This window comes from Serratia oryzae (assembly GCF_001976145.1).
In the GTDB taxonomy this organism is placed as follows: Bacteria; Pseudomonadota; Gammaproteobacteria; order Enterobacterales; family Enterobacteriaceae; genus Chania; species Chania oryzae.
On record NZ_MOXD01000014.1, the window covers coordinates 94,907 to 115,436 of the forward strand.

Sequence of the window (20,530 nt, forward strand, 5' to 3'; positions counted from 1 at the left end):
TGATTAAAGGGAAGAAAATATCCGCAAAGTTTACCACAGGGTGGCGGCGGTAGAGCCAGGCAAAAAAAACGCTGCCCGTGGGCAGCGCATGTGTTCAGGATAAACAACCAGTGAGCTTAGTCGTGATCTTCCCACGCCTGCGCACGGGCCACGGCTTTTTTCCAGCCGCTGTAACGGAAATTGCGCTCGGTGGTTTCGATACCTGGGCGGAATTCACGCTCAATGTTGGCTTTGCTCTTCACTTCATCCAGATCGTTCCAATAGCCGATCGCCAAGCCTGCCAGGTAAGCGGCACCCAGCGCCGTCACTTCACGTACTTCAGGACGCTCAACACGGGTGCCGAGAATGTCAGACTGGAACTGCATCAGGAAGTTGTTGGCGACTGCGCCACCGTCCACACGCAGCGATTGCAGACGGGTATTGGCATCGGCCTGCATGGCATCCAGCACGTCGCGAGTCTGGTAAGCGATAGATTCCAGCGTCGCACGGATAATATGGTTGCTGTTCACGCCGCGCGTCAGGCCGAAGATGGCACCACGGGCGTAGGGATCCCAATAGGGGGCGCCCAGGCCGGTAAAGGCGGGCACCACATACACCCCGTTGCTGTCTTTGACCTTGGTGGCAAAGTATTCGGAGTCGGCCGCGTCGCTGATCAGTTTCAACTCATCACGCAGCCACTGGATCGAAGCGCCACCGATAAACACCGCGCCTTCCAGCGCATAGTTCACTTCACCACGCGGGCCGCAGGCGATCGTGGTCAGCAGGCCATGGTTGGAGCGCACGGCTTCGGCACCGGTATTCATCAGCAGGAAGCAGCCGGTACCGTAGGTATTTTTCGCCATACCCGGTTGCACACAGAGTTGGCCGTACAGCGCCGCCTGCTGGTCACCGGCGATCCCGGCAATCGGAATACGCGTGCCGCCTTTACCCCCGATGTTGGTCTGGCCGTAAATTTCGGAAGACGGGCGAACCTGCGGCAGCATGGCGCGTGGAATATCCAGTTCCTCCAGCATACGTTCGTCCCAATCCAATTGGCGGATGTTGAACAGCATGGTGCGCGAGGCGTTGGTGTAATCGGTCACATGCACCCGCCCTTGGGTCATTTTCCATACCAGCCAGGTGTCGACGGTGCCGAACAGCAGTTCGCCGCGCTTGGCTCGCTCGCGGGCACCTTCGACGTGATCGAGGATCCATTTGACTTTGGTGCCCGAGAAATACGGATCAACCACCAGCCCAGTGTTGTGGCGGATATACTCTTCCAGCCCGTTACGCTTGAGCTGTTCGCAGATCTCCGCGGTACGACGGCACTGCCAGACGATGGCGTTATAAATCGGCTTGCCGGTCTCTTTTTCCCAGACGATGGTGGTTTCGCGCTGGTTGGTAATACCGATACCGGCGATCTGATCCGAACTGATATCGGCTTTGGCCAGCACTTCCACCAACGTAGAGCTCTGTGAGGACCAGATTTCCATCGGATCATGTTCTACCCAGCCGGGCTTAGGGTAGATCTGGGTAAATTCACGCTGTGAGACTGCAACAATGTTGGCATCGTGATCGAGCACTACGGCACGTGAACTGGTGGTTCCCTGATCGAGAGCGACAATGTATTTTTTTTCTGTTGTCATGAGCTTAATCCTGTTGTTGTTAACCGTTATACCCGTCGTCTTTCAAGTTGCAGGGTTGTTGGCTGCCCTCGTTCACCCGAATCACTTACCTGAGTAAGCTCATCGGGATTATGAGCCTCATTCTTGAGGCTCTCTCTACGGGCCAGCGCAAGCGCTGTTCAAATCGGTTAATCACCGATTTGTCACTCAGTTGCCGCCTACCTGCATCTTGAAATCCATTGGGTATAGAACTATGCCAATCACGCATTACGCTGTTCTGGCTTGGCGGCGGGCTGATCTTCTTCAACGCAAACGTCGCAAGGCAGATGGCGACCAATCAGGGCGCGGTAGCCAAAGGCACCCAGGCCAGCACCGACGATAGGGCCGAAGATCGGTACCAGGAAGTAAGGGATGTCGCGCGCACCGGTAAACGCCACGTTGCCCCAGCCAGCCAGATAAGCGAACAGTTTCGGGCCGAAGTCACGGGCCGGGTTCAGTGCGAAGCCGGTTAATGGTCCCATAGAGGCACCAATGACGGCAATCAGAATACCGATCAGCAGTGGTGCCAGCGGGCCACGAGGTATACCGTTGCCGTCGTCGGTCAGGGCCAGAATCAGGCACATCAGGATGGCGGTGATGACCGTTTCCACCAGGAAAGCCTGGCCGACGGAGATGTGGGCGTTCGGGTAGGTAGAGAAGATACCGGCCAGTGCCAGGCTTTCGTCACTGCCGCGCACCATCTGATGGGTAGTTTCAAAATCGAAGAACAGGTTGTAATACAATCCGTAGACCAGTGCCGCAGCGCAGAAGGCACCGGCAATCTGCGCCACAATGTAAGGGAGCACTTTGCGGCCATCAAAACAGGCGAACAGCCAGAGCGCTAGCGTCACTGCCGGGTTCAGGTGTGCGCCGGAGATCGCGGCAGTCAGATAGATGGCCATGGCAACGCCTAAGCCCCAAATAATACTGATTTCCCACTGGCCGAAGCTGGCTCCGGCCAGTTTTAGTGCTGCAACGCAGCCTACGCCAAAAAATATCAACAGAGCGGTACCGAGAAATTCCGCGATACACTGGCCCCTTAAAGTCGGACTGGTGGTTTGGCTCATAATATTATTGTCCTGCAGACGGCGTTTATAGGTTTCAACCTGTTGGGGTATACAGGCTTGGCATATTGCGTGCAGAGCCTGTGAATACAGTTATCTTTCATCTCGTCCACTAATGGATTGAGGATGTGATGTAAATTTATCGTTAACGAACATAAACGAGAAATAGCGAAATCAAAATGTGTGTGGCTCGTCATAAAATTGAGCGTATTCGCGTTATTTAGTATCTTTTATGAACCATGAAAGTGTGATCTGACCACTGATTTGATTGCCGTTTGTTAACAACAGCGAAGTGGTAAAAGTGGATTTTCTGTTTTTTCTGCAAGTGGCGGCAGGAAAATTGCAACAGACTGCGTGTTGGGCCGGTATGTTGCTAGACAGTGGGAGGCAGGCTACATACAATCGTTTTTATTGAAAGAAGCGTTTTATTGAGACAAGCGCGTTTTCCATAATCGCGCGTGTCATTTGGCGCGATGCATATTCGCAGTAGCTGCAACCGACGTTGCGGCGCTACTTATAGATGTACGCCTTGCTACCATGAGGGGACTGAAGAATGTCATTTGAAGTATTTGAAAAACTGGAAGCAAAAGTTCAGCAGGCGATTGATACCATCACGTTGTTGCAGATGGAAATTGAAGAACTGAAAGAGAAAAATAATGCTCTGTCTCAAGACGTTCAGAACGCTGCGGGTAACCACGAAGCGCTGACACGTGAGAATCAGCAACTGAAAGAAGAGCAGCATATTTGGCAAGAACGCTTGCGTGCACTGCTGGGCAAGATGGAAGAGGTTTAATTCCCCGTCCATTAGCCACGATCGAAAAGGGCGCCGAGGCGCCCTTCTTCATATTCTGCAGTTACTCGATATCAAGAGGATCTTCAGAAAGAATGATACCGGTATTGTCGGCGTAGAGGTGATCGCCAGAGAAGAAGGTGACGCCCCCGAAGTTGACGCGGATATCACTCTCACCCACGCCTTCACTGGTTGCCCCCACCGGGATTGCCGCCATAGCCTGAATACCGATGTCCAACTCTTCCAGATCGTCCACCTGGCGTACCGCACCGTAAACCACGATGCCTTCCCATTCATTCTGGGTTGCCAGGCGTGCCAGTTCGGCGTTGATCAAGGCGCGGCGCACAGAGCCCCCACCATCGATCAGCAACACGCGGCCACGGCCATTTTCTTCGAGCAGTTCGAACAGCAGGCCGTTATCCTCGAAGCATTTCACCGTGGTGATTTGCCCGCCAAATGAAGTACGCCCGCCAAAATTAGAGAACAGAGGTTCAACTACGTTGACCTCTTCCTGATAGATATCACAAAGTTCGGAAGTATCGTATTTCATAGGATTTTACGTCAGTTTGCCGCTGGAATAGTCAGTATATCCCTTTATGCGCCCTGTTGGCAAAATCATCAGTTTTTAACTGAGCACCACACCGATGGCGAATAACAGATTAGCCAGCAATGCCGCCTTGACCATGTGCTCCAGCATCGGGCGCATACCGATGGCGGTGGGATCGCGCAGCACGCGCATGCCGTGGCGCAACAAGAGCGGTATGGCCAGCACAAACAGCCAGCCCCACAGGCTGTGCAGGTTGAGCAGGGTAAACAGGGCGAAGCACACCACTGCGGCGATCAGCAGGAAGGCATGATAATAGCGTGCTTTCTGCGGCCCGAGGCGCACCGCCAGGGTATTTTTACCGTTGAGGCGATCGCTTTCGATATCGCGCAGATTGTTGATGTTGAGCACTGCCGCCGCCAACAGACCACAAGCGGTCGCTGGCAACATCACAATGCTGTCAAAGGTGTGTGTCTGTAGGTAATGCGAGCCTGCCACGCTGAGCCAACCGAAAAACACCAGCACCGAAATATCGCCTAACCCTAGGTAACCATAGGGTTTATTACCCACGGTATAGGTAATGGCTGCGACAATCGCCAAGCCACCCAAGACCAGGAAGCCCACCACATCGCTGGGTTTTTCGCAGGCGATAGCAATCAGCCAGCAACCGGAAATGGCAATCAGGATCACCGTCAGCACTAGAGCCCGCTTCATCTGAGCCTGGGTGATCATCCCTTTCTGCATACCGCGCAGCGGGCCGATACGATCTTCCTTATCACTGCCTTTTATTGCATCGCCGTAATCATTCGCCAGATTGGAGAGGATCTGTAACAGGCCAGCGGTCAGCAGCGCCAGCAGGGCGACACCCGGCTTGAGGCTGCCTTGCCAGGCGGCGATGGCGGAACCGACAACGATGGAGGCAAACGCCAACGGCAGGGTGCGCGGTCGTAAACTTTCCAGCCAGGCTTTAGCCGGGGTGGTGGGGGTTGATAAGCTCATGTTTCGCTTCAGTAAGTCAAAAGGCGGTGTCCGTTCGAAATAAATGTGGGAGGCAGAGCCTCCCACACATATCCTTGATCTTTCACGCAGCTAGAGGGCTGGCGGCGATGCTCAATGATCGACAGGACAGTGATATACCCATCGCCCTTCACGTTGCAGGGGAGGGTTGACCGTCTTCCTACAACGTGAAGCCACTTGGGGATAGCGCGATTATAGGATAAAACGACTCAGATCTTCATCCGCTACCAGTTCATCCAGGTGATTGCGCACGTAATCGGCGTCAATTGTAATGGATTGACCGTTAATTTCACTCGCATCGTAGGAAATATCTTCCATCAGACGCTCCAGCACGGTATGCAAGCGGCGTGCGCCGATGTTTTCGGTGCTTTCGTTCACCTGCCAGGCGGCTTCGGCAATGCGGCGGATACCTTCGGCAGTGAAGTCGATCGTCACGCCTTCGGTGCCCATCAGCGCTTTGTACTGCTCGGTCAGCGATGCGCTGGGCTCGGTCAGAATACGCTCGAAGTCTTCCGTTGTCAGCGCTTGCAGCTCAACGCGGATTGGCAAGCGGCCCTGCAGTTCCGGGATCAGATCGGAAGGGCTGGCGGTCTGGAAAGCGCCGGAGGCGATAAACAGGATGTGATCGGTCTTCACCATACCGTGCTTGGTAGACACCGTGCAGCCTTCCACCAACGGCAGCAGATCGCGCTGCACGCCTTCGCGGGAAACGTCCGGGCCGGAGCTTTGGCCACCACGCTTACAGATTTTGTCGATCTCATCGATAAACACGATGCCGTGCTGCTCAACGGCTTCCACCGCCTGCTCTTTCAGCTCTTCCGGGTTCACCAGCTTGGCGGCTTCTTCCTCCACCAGCAGTTTGAAAGCCTCTTTGATCTTCAGCTTGCGTGGTTTCTGTTTTTGCCCGCCGAGGTTCTGGAACATCGACTGTAACTGGTTGGTCATCTCTTCCATGCCCGGAGGAGCCATGATTTCGACGCCCATCGGTGCGGCGGCGAGATCGATTTCGATCTCTTTATCATCCAACTGGCCTTCACGCAGCTTTTTGCGGAATGCCTGACGTGCGGCAGAAGGTTCATGCTGTTCTTCTGGCTGGCCCCAGTTGTTTTTGGCCGGTGGGATCAGCACGTCGAGAATACGCTCTTCGGCCATTTCTTCGGCACGGGCACGGTTTTTCTCGATCGATTGCAGGCGCACCATCTTCACCGCGGCATCGGTTAGATCGCGGATGATGGAATCCACTTCTTTACCAACATAGCCCACTTCGGTGAACTTGGTGGCTTCTACTTTGATAAACGGCGCATTGGCCAGTTTGGCCAAGCGGCGGGCGATCTCGGTTTTACCGACGCCGGTCGGCCCGATCATCAGGATATTTTTTGGGGTCACTTCGTGACGCAGCGTCTCGTTGAGCTGCATCCGGCGCCAGCGGTTGCGCAGGGCAATGGCAACAGCGCGCTTGGCCTTGTTCTGGCCAATGATGTAGCTGTCGAGTTCGCTGACGATTTCGCGCGGGGTCATTTCAGACATAGTATTCGATCCTTACGCTTTGGAAGGTAATTCTTCAATAGTGTGGTGATGGTTGGTGTAAATACAGATGTCACCGGCAATGTTGAGGGATTTCTCAACGATCTCGCGGGCGCTCAGCTCAGTATTTTCCAACAGCGCGCGGGCCGCCGACTGGGCGTAAGGGCCGCCGGAGCCGATGGCGATCAAATCATTTTCTGGCTGCACTACATCACCGTTACCCGTGATGATCAGCGAAGCGTTTTCATCCGCCACCGCCAGCAGCGCTTCGAGTTTGCGCAGCATACGATCGGTGCGCCAGTCTTTCGCCAACTCAACGGCGGCTTTCACCAGATGGCCCTGGTGCATCTCCAGCTTGCGCTCAAACAGCTCGAACAGCGTGAAGGCGTCAGCAGTACCACCAGCAAAACCGGCAATCACTTTATCGTTATACAGGCGACGGACTTTCTTGACGTTACCCTTCATGACCGTGTTGCCCAGTGTGGCCTGGCCATCGCCACCGATCACTACCTGGCCGTTGCGGCGTACGCTTACAATTGTTGTCACGAGCAGACCCTCGTTGCAGACGGAAAGAAGACCCCGTTGTCTCTGCTGAGGCATAAGCAACGGGGCATATATTGAAAGTATAGTTGGGGGAGTGGTGGCGCTTTTCAACCCCCAACGGCGAGGGGAATGCAACTTGACATGCCGGAAGCCTTCAGGCGGGCCAGGGTTTTGTCTGCGGCCGCGCGGCTGCTGTAGGGGCCCAACATCACACGGTTCCAGCCGCCGCCTGAGGTTATGCGGCTTTCAATGCCTTCAAATGCCAGTTGCGCGCGTACCGATTCTGCCTGATCCGTAGCACGGAACGAACCACACTGCACCATCCATTTCTGTTTCTGCTCGGGTTTGGTTTCCTGCTTGGCCGTTTCCGGTTTTGCCTCCGGTTTCACTTCCGGCTTTGGTTGAGGCTTCGGTTCCGGTTGCGGTTCTGGCTGCCGGGTGGGGGCCGGTGGCGTGACCGTCTGCGGCTTCGGTTGGTGCTGCTGCACCGGTGCCACACCGTTATTGAACGGATTGCGCGGCGGGTTCGCCTGTTGTTGCATCGGTTGCTGCTGCATTTGTTGTTGCACTGGCTGTTGCGGTATCTGTTGCTGGTGGCCATTATTGCGCGGTTGTGATGGGCCGTTATAAGGCACCTCAGACAACTGCGTCGGGCGCTGTTGCATATCGGCCTGCATCTGCTCCAGCAGTTGGCGCTGTTCGTCGGTCAGTTGGGTTTTAGAGTTGATCTCACCGCCGGCCGTAGGTTCAGTCGGTGATTGCACGCCAATCTGGCGATTCTCCAGCTCTTTGATATAGCGCCAACGCTCTTCCGGCTTCGGCGGCAGGCTGTTACCCGGGCGGATACCATGCGCAGGCAGGAGCGGCGCGTCGTCCGGTTTGTTGTGCGTAATGAAATAGAGGCCACCGATAAAGACCACCAGAAGGGCGACAGCGAGCGCCACCACGGTTTTGGATACCTTAGGGGAACTGCGTTTTTTACGGCTGGGGGTCTTGCGCCGCGCTGCTCCTGAGCGCCCGCGGCTTACATAGTCTCTCTGTGCCACTCTAATTCCGCTGTGTTCTGATGAGGTTAAAGCCTATCCTCTAGGCTGACGGGTCATGCTTGCCTGGCAGTGAATGCTTTGGCAGCCGCGACCACAACAATAATTATACCTATTTGATAGGCTTTGGGTCCGCCATGTTACTTAACCCAAAAATGTTTGACTAGCGTTTCGGGGCCGCTGTGCTGCCACGGATAATCAATTCGCTGTCCAACAGGCGCGATCCGCTGTTTACCGTTTGCCCGTGCAACTGTTCCAGCAGCAGCAACATTGCTTGCTGGCCGATCTGGAAGCGCGGTTGTGCCACGGTAGTTAAAGGGGGATCACAATACTGTGTCAGTTTGATATCGTCAAAGCCGACAACGGAGAGATCCTGCGGTACCCGCAAGCCCAGTTTTTTAGCCTGATATAACACCCCAATTGCCATGACATCGTTGTGGCAGAAGATGGCGGTAGGGGGTTTTGGCAGCGCCATCAGCGTTTTCAGTGCCTGAGCGCCTGCTTCGTAGGTGAAATCACCCCGGGTAATATAACTGCTTTCAACGCCAATACCATTACGGCGTAGTGCCTGAATGTAACCTTGCAGCCGGTAGTGGCTCAACGGCATATGTTCCGGCCCCGCCACGCAGGCGATCTGCTTGTGGCCAAGCTGGTGCAGATAGTGCACGGCTTCGAAGGCGGCGGTCAGGTTATCGATATGCACCGTTGGCAGCTCCAGCTCCGGCGCAAATTCGTTGGCCATCACCATCGGTGGCAGGTTGCGCTGCTCTTCCTTGCTGGCGTCAAACGGCAGGTTGGAACCGAGCAGCAGCATACCGTCAATTTGTTTGGTGATGATCAAGTTAACGAAGGTGCGTTCCTGCTGATTCTGTTGCGCGCAGTCGCCGATCAGCACCAGATAACCCTGTTGTGCTGCAGTTTGCTCGATCCCCTGGATCACGTCGGCAAAAAACGGATCGCAGATGTCGGGGACGATCACCAGGATGGTGCGGGATTCATTGCGCTTGATGTTACGTGAGAGGGCATGAGGGGAGTAACCCACGGCCAGCACGGCCTGTTCCACTTTCTGGCGCGTCGGCGTTGACACCTTTTCTGGATTCATCAGCGCACGCGACACGGTTGCCGTTGAAACGCCAGCCATTTCAGCGACGTCTTTCATGGTGGCCATGGATAGTTCTTTCTTGTGTTCCAACGCCTTTCTCCTTGCGTTAGCCACATGCCAACGCGACAACTGGGATTGACTCATACATTCTGGCGTGCGGTGGTGTTGTTATTGTTAGCGCCATCCACGTTTAAAGCTTTCATCAGGTTGTTCGGGTGAAAGAAATCCCCGCACAGACATTCTAAACAGATTACGGCCTGCTTTTGTTACCTAAATTTCATAAAAAGTGTGACATAAGGAGGTTTTTTCGCGTTAGCTCGCAATTTCCAGGGTAAACGTTTGCACACCAGTTGCTGAATCAGATTGCTCCGGGTTCAACTGTCGATGGGATCAACATCCAGCATCCATTTTACTTTCCGCGCCTGTGGCAGGGTGCCGATCAGCGGCAATGTGGTTTTCATCAGATGCTGCAGCAAACGCCGGGAAGGGTGTTGCAGCAGCAACTGCCAGCGGAAACGGCCACCACGTTTCGACTGCAATGCCGGAACCGGGCCCATGACCCAGAGCGAGTCGTCCTTCAGCGGGCTGGCTTCCAACAGATTGCGCAGCTGTTGTAAGAACAGCGGGGCCTGCTGGTTATCGTGATCTTCCGAACGTACGATAATATGGCTGGTATAAGGCGGCAGAAATACGCTGCTGCGCTCCGCCAGCGTCTGTTTGGCAAAGGCATCGTAGCCTTGTTGCAACAGGATCTGCAGCAGAGGGTGTTCCGGGTGATGGGTTTGCAACAGCACCTCTCCCTGTTTGCCAGCACGCCCGGCCCGGCCAGAAACCTGGGTATACAGCTGGGCGAAACGCTCGGCAGAGCGGAAATCGGCGGAGAACAGGGCACCGTCAACGTCCAGCAGCGCAACCAGCGTCACATCGGGGAAGTGGTGGCCTTTTGCCAGCATTTGGGTGCCGATCAGGATGCGCGGGCCACCGCGGTGAATATCGGCCAGATGTTGTTCCAGCGAACCTTTGCGGCTGGTGGTATCGCGATCGATACGGGTAATGGCTGTTTCTGGGAACAGCGGCGCCAGCTCGTTCTCCAATTGCTCGGTGCCTACGCCGACCGAGACGAGATGCGTGGATCCACACTGTGGGCACTGGTGCGGCACTGGGCGCTGGCTGTCGCAGTGGTGGCAACGCAGCTGGCGTTGATTCTGATGAAGGGTGTAGTAGTGGTCACAGCGCTGACATTCGGCGATCCAGCCGCATTCGTGGCATAACAACGCAGGAGCATAACCACGGCGGTTGAGGAACAGCATCACCTGATTGCCGTTCTTCAAATGGTGCTGCATGCTTTTCAGCAGGGGTTGTGATAACCCGATCTTCAGCGGCAAACCTTTCAGATCGATCAGGTGTTGATTGGCTGGTTTGGCATTACCCGCCCGCTGAGTCAGTTTTAGCTGGCGATATTTGCCCAGTTGCACGTTGTGCAGCGTTTCCAGTGCCGGAGTGGCAGATCCCATCACCATGGGGATGTTTTCTTCATGGGCACGGAACACCGCCAGATCACGGGCATGGTAGCGCCAGCCTTCCTGCTGTTTATAAGAGCTGTCGTGTTCTTCGTCGATGATAATCACCCCAAGGCGCGAAAATGGGGTGAACAGCGCCGAACGGGTGCCGATCACAATGGCGGCCTCACCGCTGCGGGCGCGCAGCCACACTGCCAGCCGTTCGCTGTCGTTCAGGCCGGAATGCAGCACGTCTACCGGCGCGTTAAACCGTTCGCGGAAACGAGCGATGGTCTGCGGTGTCAGGCCGATTTCCGGCACCAATACCAGCGCCTGCTTGCCTTTTGCCAGAATATTTTCCAGTACGCTGAGATAGACTTCGGTCTTACCAGAGCCTGTCACCCCGGCCAGCAGCCAGGCGGCGAAGCGATCGTCCTCACTGCGGATAGCGCCGACCGCAGTGGCTTGCTCGGTATTGAGCCGCAGCCGTTCGCCGAGGACCTCAAAGCTGGGCCGCCAGTCTTGCGTTGCCAGCGCTTGAGCACGGAGATCGCTCAACCCTTTGGTACGCAATGCCTGTAGCGCGCTTTCGGTTAAGGCCAGTTCGCTGACCTGGTGACGATAGATCGGGCGTTGCAACAATGCCGCCAGCGCTTGTTGTTGCTTGGGGGCTCGTTTGAGGCTTTCCGGTGGTGTGGCACGCCCTTGTTCGGTGGCAAACCATTGCCACAGCGGGGCTGTTTCAGCCGGTTTACCCTGACGCAGCAGGATCGGCAATGCATGGAACAACACTTCACCGATCGGGTAATGGTAGTACTCGCTGGCCCACAACAGGATGCGCCACAGGCTGGGGGAGAACAGCGAGCCGTTATCCAGCAGGCTGTCGATGGGTTTCAGCTTTTCCAGCGGCAGTTCGCTGGTTTCGCTGCAACCGACCACAATCCCGATCGCCCGTTGCGTTCCCCAGGGCACGCCAACGCGCGCGCCGATGACCGGCTGCACACCTTCTGGCAGCAGATAATCGAAGGTACGAGCGAGGGGAACCGGTAAAGCGACCTGTACAACGGGCATGTGGCGATCCAGATAGAAAAAAGTGTTGGCTAGTTTACACCGCAGGCCACGATACCCTAAATAATTCGCGTTGCAGGAAGGCGGGTATAAATGTGCGGTTCCGTTTGCGCAGTCCATTTAATTCTGTATAATTTGCCGCCTTTGATATAATTCCGTATCAAAATTTATCAACCACGTGTGGTGTCTGGCGGAACAGGGCTGGATAGCGACACGGCCTTAACTGAGGTTTCCCATGAAACAAGGTATCCACCCAAAATACGAAGAAGTTACTGCTAGCTGCTCTTGCGGTAACGTGATCAAAATCCGCTCTACCGTGGGTCACGATCTGAACCTGGACGTTTGTGGCGAATGCCACCCGTTCTACACTGGCAAGCAGCGTGATGTTGCTACCGGTGGCCGCGTAGACCGCTTCAACAAGCGTTTCAGCGTACCAGGCACTAAGAAATAAGATTTCTTACTGTCAGTTGAAAAAGGCGCCCTCGGCGCCTTTTTTCGTTCCTGCTACCAGCATGGGCAGGCCGGGCTCAATAATCCCAGGTATCGGGATCCACACCCAGTTCACGCATCAGCACCTTCGCGGCTTCCGGGATTTCATCGCTGCGCTCTTTGCGCAGATCTTCATCGTTTGGCAGCGGCTGGCCGGTAAAGGCGTGCAGAAATGCTTCGCACAGCAATTCGCTGTTGGTCGCGTGGCGCAGGTTGTTGACCTGGCGACGGGTTCGTTCATCGGTCAGGATCTTCAGGACCTTCAGCGGAATGGATACCGTGATTTTTTTTACTTGCTCGCTTTTTTTACCGTGTTCAGCGTAAGGGCTGACATACTCGCCGTTCCACTCAGCCATGGGATACCTTAAAAAAATTGTCAGAAAAATGACTACATTCTAGAAACCGGCCAATTATGCCCGATCTTCACTGTTCTCACTAATAAATGTCGATTCTGCGCGATAAGATTCACCGAATTGCGACTCTTGCTAAACCTGACAGCGGTATTTTTGCCTTAACATCTTATCGCCATAACAAACCGCTACAATTTTAGCGGGTATTGCGGCTTTGCTCAATCTATACGCAAAGAAGTTTAGATGTCCAGATGTATTGACGTCTATTTTCGCCACAGGTAATCTTTAGGCCTCACTTACCCACTTTCCGAGAGCCGAGCCACCCTATGACGCGTAAACCAGCCACCATTGCCGTGCGTAGCGGCCTGAATGACGACGAACAGTATGGCTGCGTCGTCCCGCCGATCCACCTTTCGAGCACTTATAATTTCACCGATTTCAACCAGCCCCGCGCCCATGATTATTCACGCCGTGGTAACCCGACGCGCGATGTGGTGCAACGTGCGCTGGCGGAACTGGAGGGCGGGGCTGGCGCGGTGATGACCGGTAGCGGGATGTCGGCGATCCATCTGGTGACGACCGTGCTGCTGAAACCGGGCGATCTGCTGGTGGCTCCGCACGACTGTTACGGCGGCAGCTATCGCCTGTTCGATAGCCTGAGTAAGCGCGGTGCCTATCGCGTGCTGTTTGTCGATCAGGGGAATGAGGCCGCGTTGCAGCAGGCGCTGGCGCAAAAGCCGAAGCTGGTGCTGATCGAAAGCCCAAGCAATCCACTGCTGCGCGTGGTGGATATTGCAGCCATCTGCAACGCGGCGCATGCTGCCGGTGCGCTGGCGGTGGTGGATAACACCTTCCTCAGCCCGGCCTTGCAACAGCCGCTGGCGTTGGGTGCCGATCTGGTGGTGCATTCCTGTACAAAATACCTCAACGGCCATTCTGACGTGGTTGCCGGCGCAGTGATTGCCAAGGATCCGCAACTGGCGGTGGAACTAGCGTGGTGGGCGAATAACATTGGTGTTACCGGCGGTGCATTCGACAGCTATCTGCTGCTGCGCGGCATCCGTACCCTGTCACCGCGCATCAAGGCGGCACAGCACAACGCCGGGGCGATTGTCAGCTATTTACAGCAGCAACCGCTGGTCAAAAAGCTGTATCATCCTTCTCTGCCAGAAAACCCTGGCCATGAAATTGCGTGCCGCCAGCAACGTGGGTTTGGTGCCATGCTCAGCTTTGAACTGGACGGTGACGAAGCGCTGTTACGGCGTTTCCTGTCGGCGCTGGAACTGTTTACGCTGGCGGAATCATTGGGTGGGGTAGAAAGCCTGATCTCGCACGCGGCGACCATGACTCACGCCGGGATGGCACCAGAAGCACGTGCGGCAGCCGGTATTTCCGAAAGCCTGCTGCGTATTTCCGTGGGTATTGAAGACTGTGATGATTTGATTGCCGATCTGGAACAAGCCTTCCAGGCGGCGGCAACGAGGTAAGCATGAATGCAATTGCGGTAGCAGGGGCGGTGAACGGGCGTCAACTGCACAAATTTGGTGGCAGTAGCCTGGCTGATGTGAAGTGTTATCTGCGGGTCGCCGGGATTATGGCCGAATATAGCCAACCTGGTGACATGATGGTGGTTTCGGCCGCCGGTAGCACCACCAACCAACTGATTAGCTGGCTGAAGCTGAGCCAGAGCGATCGTCTTTCCGCGCATCAGGTGCAGCAAACGCTGCGCCGTTATCACAGCGAACTGATCGGCGGCTTGTTACCACCGGAAACGGCCGAGCCATTGATTGCCGAATTCATTCACGATCTTGAGCGTCTGGCAGCCTTGCTGGACGGTAAAGTCGATGATGCGGTGTATGCCGAAGTGGTCGGTCACGGTGAAATCTGGTCGGCACGCCTGATGGCCGCCGTGTTGAACAAGCAGGATATGCAGGCCGTATGGCTGGATGCGCGTGATTTTCTGCGTGCTGAACGTGCGGCGCAACCGCAGGTGGACGAAGGCCGCTCCTACCCTTTATTGCAGCAACTGTTGGCACAGCATCCTGGCAAACGCCTGGTGGTGACCGGTTTTATTTCTCGTAACGACGCCGGTGAAACCGTGCTGCTCGGGCGTAACGGCAGTGACTACTCGGCTACGCAGATCGGTGCTTTGGCCGGTGTGGCGCGCGTCACCATCTGGAGCGACGTCGCCGGGGTGTACAGTGCCGATCCGCGCAAGGTGAAAGATGCCTGCCTGCTGCCGCTGTTGCGCCTGGATGAAGCCAGCGAACTGGCTCGCCTGGCGGCGCCGGTACTGCATACCCGCACGCTGCAGCCGGTTTCCGGCAGTGACATCGATCTGCAACTGCGCTGCAGCTACCAACCGGAACAAGGGTCGACACGCATCGAACGCGTGCTGGCTTCGGGTACCGGTGCCAAAATCGTGACCAGCCATGATGACGTTTGCCTGATTGAATTCAGCGTGGCCCCGCGGCACGACTTCAAGCTGGCGCAGAAGGAGTTGGAACAGGTGCTCAAGCGTGGGCAGGTCAAACCGTTAGCTGTGGGTATCCATCCTGACCGTAACCTGATCCAACTGTGCTACACCTCGGAAGTGGTGAACAGCGTCTTACGTATTCTGCAAGAGGCGGCGTTACCGGGTGAGCTGCAACTGCGTGAAGGGCTGGCGCTGGTGGCGCTGGTGGGGGCGGGCGTGTGCAAGAATCCGCTGCACAGCCATCGTTTTTACCAGCAGTTGAACGATCAGCCGGTGGAGTTTATCTGGCAGGCAGAGGATGGCATCAGCCTGGTGGCGGTGCTGCGCCAGGGGCCGACTGGGCTGCTGATTCAGGGCCTGCATCAGACGCTGTTCCGTGCGGAAAAACGCATTGGTCTGGTGTTGTTCGGCAAGGGCAACATCGGTTCACGCTGGCTGGAACTGTTTGCCCGCGAGCAGAAAAACCTCTCGGCGCGCAGCGGCTTTGAATTCACATTGGCAGGCGTGGTGGACAGCCGCCGCAGCCTGCTGAATTACGAGGGGCTGGATACCAGCCGCGCGCTGGCGTTCTTTGAAGAGGAAGCCCAGGAACTGGATGAAGAGTCGCTGTTCCTGTGGATGCGTGCCCATCCGTTTGACGATCTGGTGGTGCTTGACGTGACCGCCAGTGACAATCTGGCAGAACAGTATCTGGATTTTGCCAGTTACGGTTTCCACGTCATCAGTGCCAACAAACTGGCGGGGGCGTCAGGCAGTGGTAACTACCGCCAGATCCGTGATGCGTTCGCTAAAACCGGTAGCCACTGGTTGTATAACGCCACCGTGGGTGCCGGTTTACCGGTGAACCATACCGTGCGCGATCTGCGCGACAGCGGCGACAGTATCCTGGCGATCAGCGGTATTTTCTCTGGCACCCTATCCTGGTTGTTCCTGCAGTTTGACGGCACGGTACCGTTCACCGAACTGGTGGAGCAGGCCTGGCAACAGGGCCTGACGGAGCCGGATCCACGTGTGGATCTCTCCGGGCAGGATGTGATGCGCAAGCTGGTGATCCTGGCGCGTGAGGCGGGTTACGACATTGAACCGAATCAGGTACGTGTGGAGTCTCTGGTGCCTGCCGGAGCGGAGCGAGGGTCCATCGATCAGTTCTTTGAAAACGGCGATGCGCTGAACCAGCAAATGCTGCAACGCTTCGAAGCCGCCAGCGAAATGGGGCTGGTGCTGCGCCACGTCGCGCGTTTTGACGCCAACGGTAAGGCACGCGTCGGCGTCGAAGCTGTGCGGCCGGAACACCCGTTGGCTTCGCTGTTGCCGTGCGACAACGTGTTTGCCATCGAGAGCCGCTGGTATCGTGATAACCCGTTGGTCATTCGTGGGCCAGGGGCGGGGCGCGATGTGACTGCCGGTGCGATTCAGTCGGATCTTAACCGCCTGGCGCAACTGCTTTAATCCTCAACGGGCGCAGCATACGGCGCCCGGTTTTTTTCCCGCCGTTAGCACGATCATGAAACTCTCTCATGTTGTGTGAGGATTACTCATCGTATCCCCCTCATTTTCCTGTTGACTCTTTAGGCCACATACGGCATTTTCTATCTAGACGTCTAAACGTATAGACGCTTACTAAAATAAAGCAAAATAGTGATCGATAAGAGGCGGACAGGGTATGAGTTTTTTTCACGCAAACCAGCGGGAAGCGCTGAATCAGAGTCTGGCGGAGTTAAGCGGCCAGATTAATGTGTCGTTCGAGTTTTTCCCGCCGCGTACTAGCGAAATGGAAAACACCCTGTGGCAGTCGATCGATCGTCTGAGCAGCCTCAAGCCTAAATTTGTCTCCGTGACCTACGGTGCCAACTCCGGTGAGCGCGATCGCACCCACAGCATCATCAAAGGTATTAAAGAGCGTACCGGTCTGGATGCCGCACCGCATCTGACCTGTATCGACGCCAGCCCGGCGCAGTTGCGGGATATTGCTGCCGATTACTGGAACAGCGGTATCCGTCATATCGTTGCCCTGCGCGGCGATCTGCCACCGGGCAGCGGCAAGCCGGAAATGTACGCTGCCGATCTGGTCACGCTGCTGAAAGACGTCGGCGATTTTGACATCTCTGTTGCGGCCTATCCGGAAGTGCACCCGGAAGCGAAAAGCGCTCAGGCGGACCTGATCAACCTGAAGCGCAAAATTGATGCGGGTGCCAACCGGGCGATTACCCAGTTTTTCTTTGACGTAGAGAGTTACCTGCGTTTTCGCGATCGCTGCGTGGCGACCGGGATTGATGTGGAAATTGTGCCGGGGATCCTGCCGGTTTCCAACTTCAAGCAGTTGCAGCGCTTTGCCGCCATGACCAACGTGCGCGTGCCAAGCTGGATGACCAGCATGTTTGCCGGGCTGGATGACGATCCGGAAACCCGCAAAATGGTTGGTGCCAATATTGCGATGGATATGGTGAAGATCCTCAGCCGCGAAGGGGTGAAGGATTTTCATTTCTATACGCTGAATCGTGCGGAAATGAGCTATGCCATCTGCCACACCTTAGGTGTTCGTCCGGCAATTGCCTGATATTTTGAGGGTTATTGAAAAGCGCGGTGCATTCACCGCGCTTTTTGTCGACCTGTGGAATAACTAACCCGTATTACGCATCCCGGCGGCCACGCCGGCGATAGTCACCATCAGCGCCTGTTCAACCCGCGCGTCCGGCTGCTCCTGCTGGCGTAAACGGTGCAACAGTTCGGCCTGCAGCACGTTGAGCGGATCGGTGTAAACGTTACGCAGCGCGATGGATTCGGCGATCCACGGCAGATCTGCCATCAGGTTGTCGTCGTTGGCAATGGTCAGCACCACTTTGATATCGCTTTCCAACTGATCGCGCAGCTGTTTACCCAACGGCCACAGTGATTTATCCACCAGGCGCTGATCGTAGTATTCCGCCAGCCACAGATCGGTTTTGGAAAATACCATTTCCAGCATCGCGATACGCGTCGAGAAGAACGGCCAGTTGCGGCACATGGCTTCCAACTGGTTTTGCTTGCCGGCCTTCACCGCTTCCTGCAAGCCTGCACCGGCACCCAGCCAAGCGGGCAGCATCAGGCGGTTCTGCGTCCAGGCGAAGATCCACGGAATAGCGCGCAGGCTCTCAACGCCACCGTTCGGGCGGCGCTTGGCCGGGCGCGAACCCAACGGCAGTTTGCCCAGTTCTTGCTCCGGCGTTGCGGCGCGGAAATAGGGCACGAAGTCTGGGTTTTCACGCACGTAACCACGATACATTTTGCACGAGGTTTCGGACAGCTCATCCATCAGCGAACGCCACTCTGTTTTCGGCTCCGGCGGCGGCAACAGGTTGGCTTCCAATACTGCACTGGTGTACAGCGCCAGGCTGCTGATGGTGACTTCTGGCAGGCCGAACTTGAAGCGGATCATCTCGCCCTGCTCGGTGACGCGCAGGCCGCCTTTCAGGCTGCCCGGCGGTTGCGACAGCAGAGCAGCATGGGCTGGTGCGCCGCCACGGCCAATCGAACCGCCACGGCCATGGAACAGCGTCAGCGCCACACCGGCTTTTTCACAGGTTTTGATCAACGCGTCCTGTGCGCGGTACTGCGCCCAGGACGCCGCCATCACGCCAGCGTCTTTCGCCGAGTCGGAATAGCCGATCATCACCATCTGTTTGCCCTGAATAAAGCCGCGATACCAGTCGATATTCAGCAACTGAGTCATCACGTCATCGGCATTGTTCAGATCGTCGAGGGTTTCGAACAGCGGTGCTACCGGCAGCGCGAAGGGGCATCCGGCCTCTTTCAGCAGCAAATGTACCGCCAGCACGTCAGACGGCGTGCGTGCCATGGAGATCACATAGGCGGCGATCGAACCCTGTGGCGCTTCCGCGACCACGCGGCAGGTTTCCAGCACTTCCTGAGTATCGGCACTCGGTTCCCACTTCAGCGGCACCAGCGGGCGCTTGGAGTTCAGTTCGCGGATCAGGAAGGCCTGCTTATCGGCTTCAGACCAGCTTTCGTAATCACCCAGCCCCAGATAGCGGGTCAGTTCAGCGATGGCTTCGGTATGGCGGGTGCTTTCCTGGCGCACGTCGATGCGCACCAGCGGCACGCCGAAACAGCGCACGCGGCGCAGGGTGTCTAACAGTTGACCGTTGGCGATGATCCCCATGCCGCAGGCCACCAGCGATTGATAACAGGCGTACAGCGGTTCCCATAGCTGCTCATTGTTTACCAGCAGGTCGTGCGGACGCAGCACGCGTTCGCCTTTCAGCCGCCCTTCCAGATACGCCTGGGAGCTCATCAGTTGGCTGCGCAGGCGTTTCATCAGTTCGCGATACGGTTCTTGTACGTCGGCACCACCGGCCAATTCACGCAGTTCCGGGGTACATTCGGTCATCGACAGCTCAGAGACCAGCACCTGAATATCGCGGGTGAACAGGTCACAGGCTTTCCAGCGGCTTAAAAGCAGCACATGGCGGGTGATTTCAGCCGTGACGTTCGGGTTACCGTCGCGGTCGCCGCCCATCCAGGAGGTGAAGCGAATGGGCACGGCTTCTACCGGCAGGCGGTAATCGATAGAGTTTTCCAACTGCTCGTTAAATTCGCGCAGGAAGGCGGGCACACCTTCCCACAGGCTATTTTCCACTACCGCAAAGCCCCATTTGGCTTCGTCGATCGGCGATGGGCGGTTTTTGCGCATTTCGTCGGTATGCCAGGATTGCGCCACCAATTGGCGCAAACGACGCATGATTTTATTGCGCTCGTAGTCGGCCAGATCGTTATGGTCGAGCTGGCTGAGGCAGGTATTTACCTCAACCAGTTTGTGGATCAGGGTACGGCGAGTGATTTCCGTTGGGTGCGCGGTCAGGACCAACTCAATAGAGAGGTCGTCCACCGCGTTTTGCAGCTCTTTGGTGCTGAGCTGTTTGTCTTTCAGCCGGGTGAACAACTGAGCCAGGGCTTCTGGGTTGCTCGCCGCCTCGCCGTGCGGCGAAATGCTGTGATATTGCTCGGCCACGTTGGTCAAATTAAGGAACTGACTGAAGGCGCGCGCGACTGGCAGCAATTCGTCATTGGACAGGTTCTGCAGCGTCGACAGCAGTTCCTGGCGATGCGCTTCATTACCAGCACGTGAAGATTTGGAAAGCTTACGGATAGTTTCAACGCGATCGAGAATATGCTCGCCCAGCGCTTCTTTGATGGTGTCGCCGAGCAATTTGCCGAGCATACTGACATTACTTCGCATTGCCGAATATTGTTCGTTCATATAACCCCTGGCCCAGTTCTCTGTATACCCCTGTTATCAACGTTGCAGCATGGTTAACCACAAATTGAAATCGTGGGTACATGATTTTCATCTTGTAAGTAAATTTCACGTGTTAGGTAAA

At 56.1% G+C, this 20,530-nt stretch carries 16 protein-coding genes; 5 read left to right on the plus strand and 11 right to left on the minus strand.

Going from position 1 to position 20,530, the window contains the following annotated elements; all coding sequences use genetic code 11:
• Positions 1 to 116: 116 nt before the first annotated feature.
• The gene (gene glpK / locus BMI79_RS20440) at positions 117 to 1,625 is read right to left on the minus strand and encodes a glycerol kinase GlpK (RefSeq protein ID WP_076943995.1); all 1,509 of its coding nucleotides are present in this window, start codon (positions 1,623 to 1,625) and stop codon (positions 117 to 119) included.
• 239 nt (positions 1,626 to 1,864) lie between these two features.
• Entirely contained in the window at positions 1,865 to 2,710 is an 846-nt protein-coding gene (locus BMI79_RS20445) for an MIP/aquaporin family protein (protein WP_076943996.1), read from the minus strand.
• A gap of 550 nt (positions 2,711 to 3,260) precedes the next feature.
• Between BMI79_RS20445 and zapB the strand changes: the two genes are divergently transcribed.
• Positions 3,261 to 3,500 (plus strand): septal ring assembly protein ZapB, encoded by a 240-nt coding sequence (zapB, locus tag BMI79_RS20450; RefSeq protein WP_076943997.1) that lies wholly within the window; start codon positions 3,261 to 3,263, stop codon positions 3,498 to 3,500.
• 61 nt (positions 3,501 to 3,561) lie between these two features.
• On the opposite strand, the gene rraA is transcribed toward zapB, so the two are convergent.
• The 7 genes from rraA to priA form a co-directional block, all read right to left on the minus strand.
• A complete protein-coding gene (gene rraA / locus BMI79_RS20455) occupies positions 3,562 to 4,047 on the minus strand; it encodes a ribonuclease E activity regulator RraA (RefSeq protein WP_076943998.1) in 486 nt (161 codons plus the stop codon).
• A 75-nt stretch (positions 4,048 to 4,122) separates the two neighbouring features.
• On the minus strand, positions 4,123 to 5,040 hold the full coding sequence (locus BMI79_RS20460) for a 1,4-dihydroxy-2-naphthoate polyprenyltransferase (RefSeq protein WP_076943999.1): 918 nt from the start codon (positions 5,038 to 5,040) through the stop codon (positions 4,123 to 4,125).
• Positions 5,041 to 5,250: 210 nt separating this feature from the next.
• Entirely contained in the window at positions 5,251 to 6,585 is a 1,335-nt protein-coding gene (hslU, locus tag BMI79_RS20465; RefSeq protein ID WP_076944000.1) for an HslU--HslV peptidase ATPase subunit, read from the minus strand.
• Between the two features lie 12 nt (positions 6,586 to 6,597).
• Positions 6,598 to 7,128 (minus strand): ATP-dependent protease subunit HslV, encoded by a 531-nt coding sequence (gene hslV / locus BMI79_RS20470; protein WP_076944001.1) that lies wholly within the window; start codon positions 7,126 to 7,128, stop codon positions 6,598 to 6,600.
• 104 nt (positions 7,129 to 7,232) lie between these two features.
• A complete protein-coding gene (ftsN, locus tag BMI79_RS20475) occupies positions 7,233 to 8,171 on the minus strand; it encodes a cell division protein FtsN (protein ID WP_076944002.1) in 939 nt (312 codons plus the stop codon).
• Between the two features lie 160 nt (positions 8,172 to 8,331).
• Positions 8,332 to 9,360 carry a DNA-binding transcriptional regulator CytR gene (cytR, locus tag BMI79_RS20480; RefSeq protein ID WP_076944003.1) on the minus strand — a complete coding sequence of 343 codons (1,029 nt, stop codon included), beginning with the start codon at positions 9,358 to 9,360 and terminating at the stop codon, positions 8,332 to 8,334.
• A gap of 284 nt (positions 9,361 to 9,644) precedes the next feature.
• Positions 9,645 to 11,840 (minus strand): primosomal protein N', encoded by a 2,196-nt coding sequence (priA, locus tag BMI79_RS20485; RefSeq protein WP_076944004.1) that lies wholly within the window; start codon positions 11,838 to 11,840, stop codon positions 9,645 to 9,647.
• 232 nt (positions 11,841 to 12,072) lie between these two features.
• On the opposite strand from priA, the gene rpmE reads away from it, so the two are divergent.
• Entirely contained in the window at positions 12,073 to 12,288 is a 216-nt protein-coding gene (gene rpmE, locus BMI79_RS20490; RefSeq protein WP_076944005.1) for a 50S ribosomal protein L31, read from the plus strand.
• Between the two features lie 76 nt (positions 12,289 to 12,364).
• On the opposite strand, the gene metJ is transcribed toward rpmE, so the two are convergent.
• Positions 12,365 to 12,682, minus strand: a complete 318-nt coding sequence (gene metJ, locus BMI79_RS20495) for a met regulon transcriptional regulator MetJ (protein ID WP_024913974.1) — start codon at positions 12,680 to 12,682, stop codon at positions 12,365 to 12,367.
• 320 nt (positions 12,683 to 13,002) lie between these two features.
• Here metJ and metB point away from each other — a divergent pair, with 320 nt between their 5' ends.
• From metB to metF, 3 genes are all read left to right on the plus strand, one after another.
• The gene (gene metB / locus BMI79_RS20500) at positions 13,003 to 14,163 is read left to right on the plus strand and encodes a cystathionine gamma-synthase (RefSeq protein WP_076944006.1); all 1,161 of its coding nucleotides are present in this window, start codon (positions 13,003 to 13,005) and stop codon (positions 14,161 to 14,163) included.
• Between the two features lie 2 nt (positions 14,164 to 14,165).
• Positions 14,166 to 16,601, plus strand: coding sequence for a bifunctional aspartate kinase/homoserine dehydrogenase II (locus BMI79_RS20505; protein ID WP_076944007.1), 2,436 nt, complete (start codon positions 14,166 to 14,168; stop codon positions 16,599 to 16,601).
• Between the two features lie 214 nt (positions 16,602 to 16,815).
• Positions 16,816 to 17,709 (plus strand): methylenetetrahydrofolate reductase, encoded by an 894-nt coding sequence (metF, locus tag BMI79_RS20510; protein WP_076944008.1) that lies wholly within the window; start codon positions 16,816 to 16,818, stop codon positions 17,707 to 17,709.
• A 63-nt stretch (positions 17,710 to 17,772) separates the two neighbouring features.
• Here metF and ppc read toward each other — a convergent pair whose 3' ends face one another.
• Complete coding sequence (gene ppc, locus BMI79_RS20515) at positions 17,773 to 20,409, minus strand: phosphoenolpyruvate carboxylase (RefSeq protein WP_076944009.1); 2,637 nt, start codon at positions 20,407 to 20,409, stop codon at positions 17,773 to 17,775.
• Positions 20,410 to 20,530 lie beyond the last annotated feature (121 nt).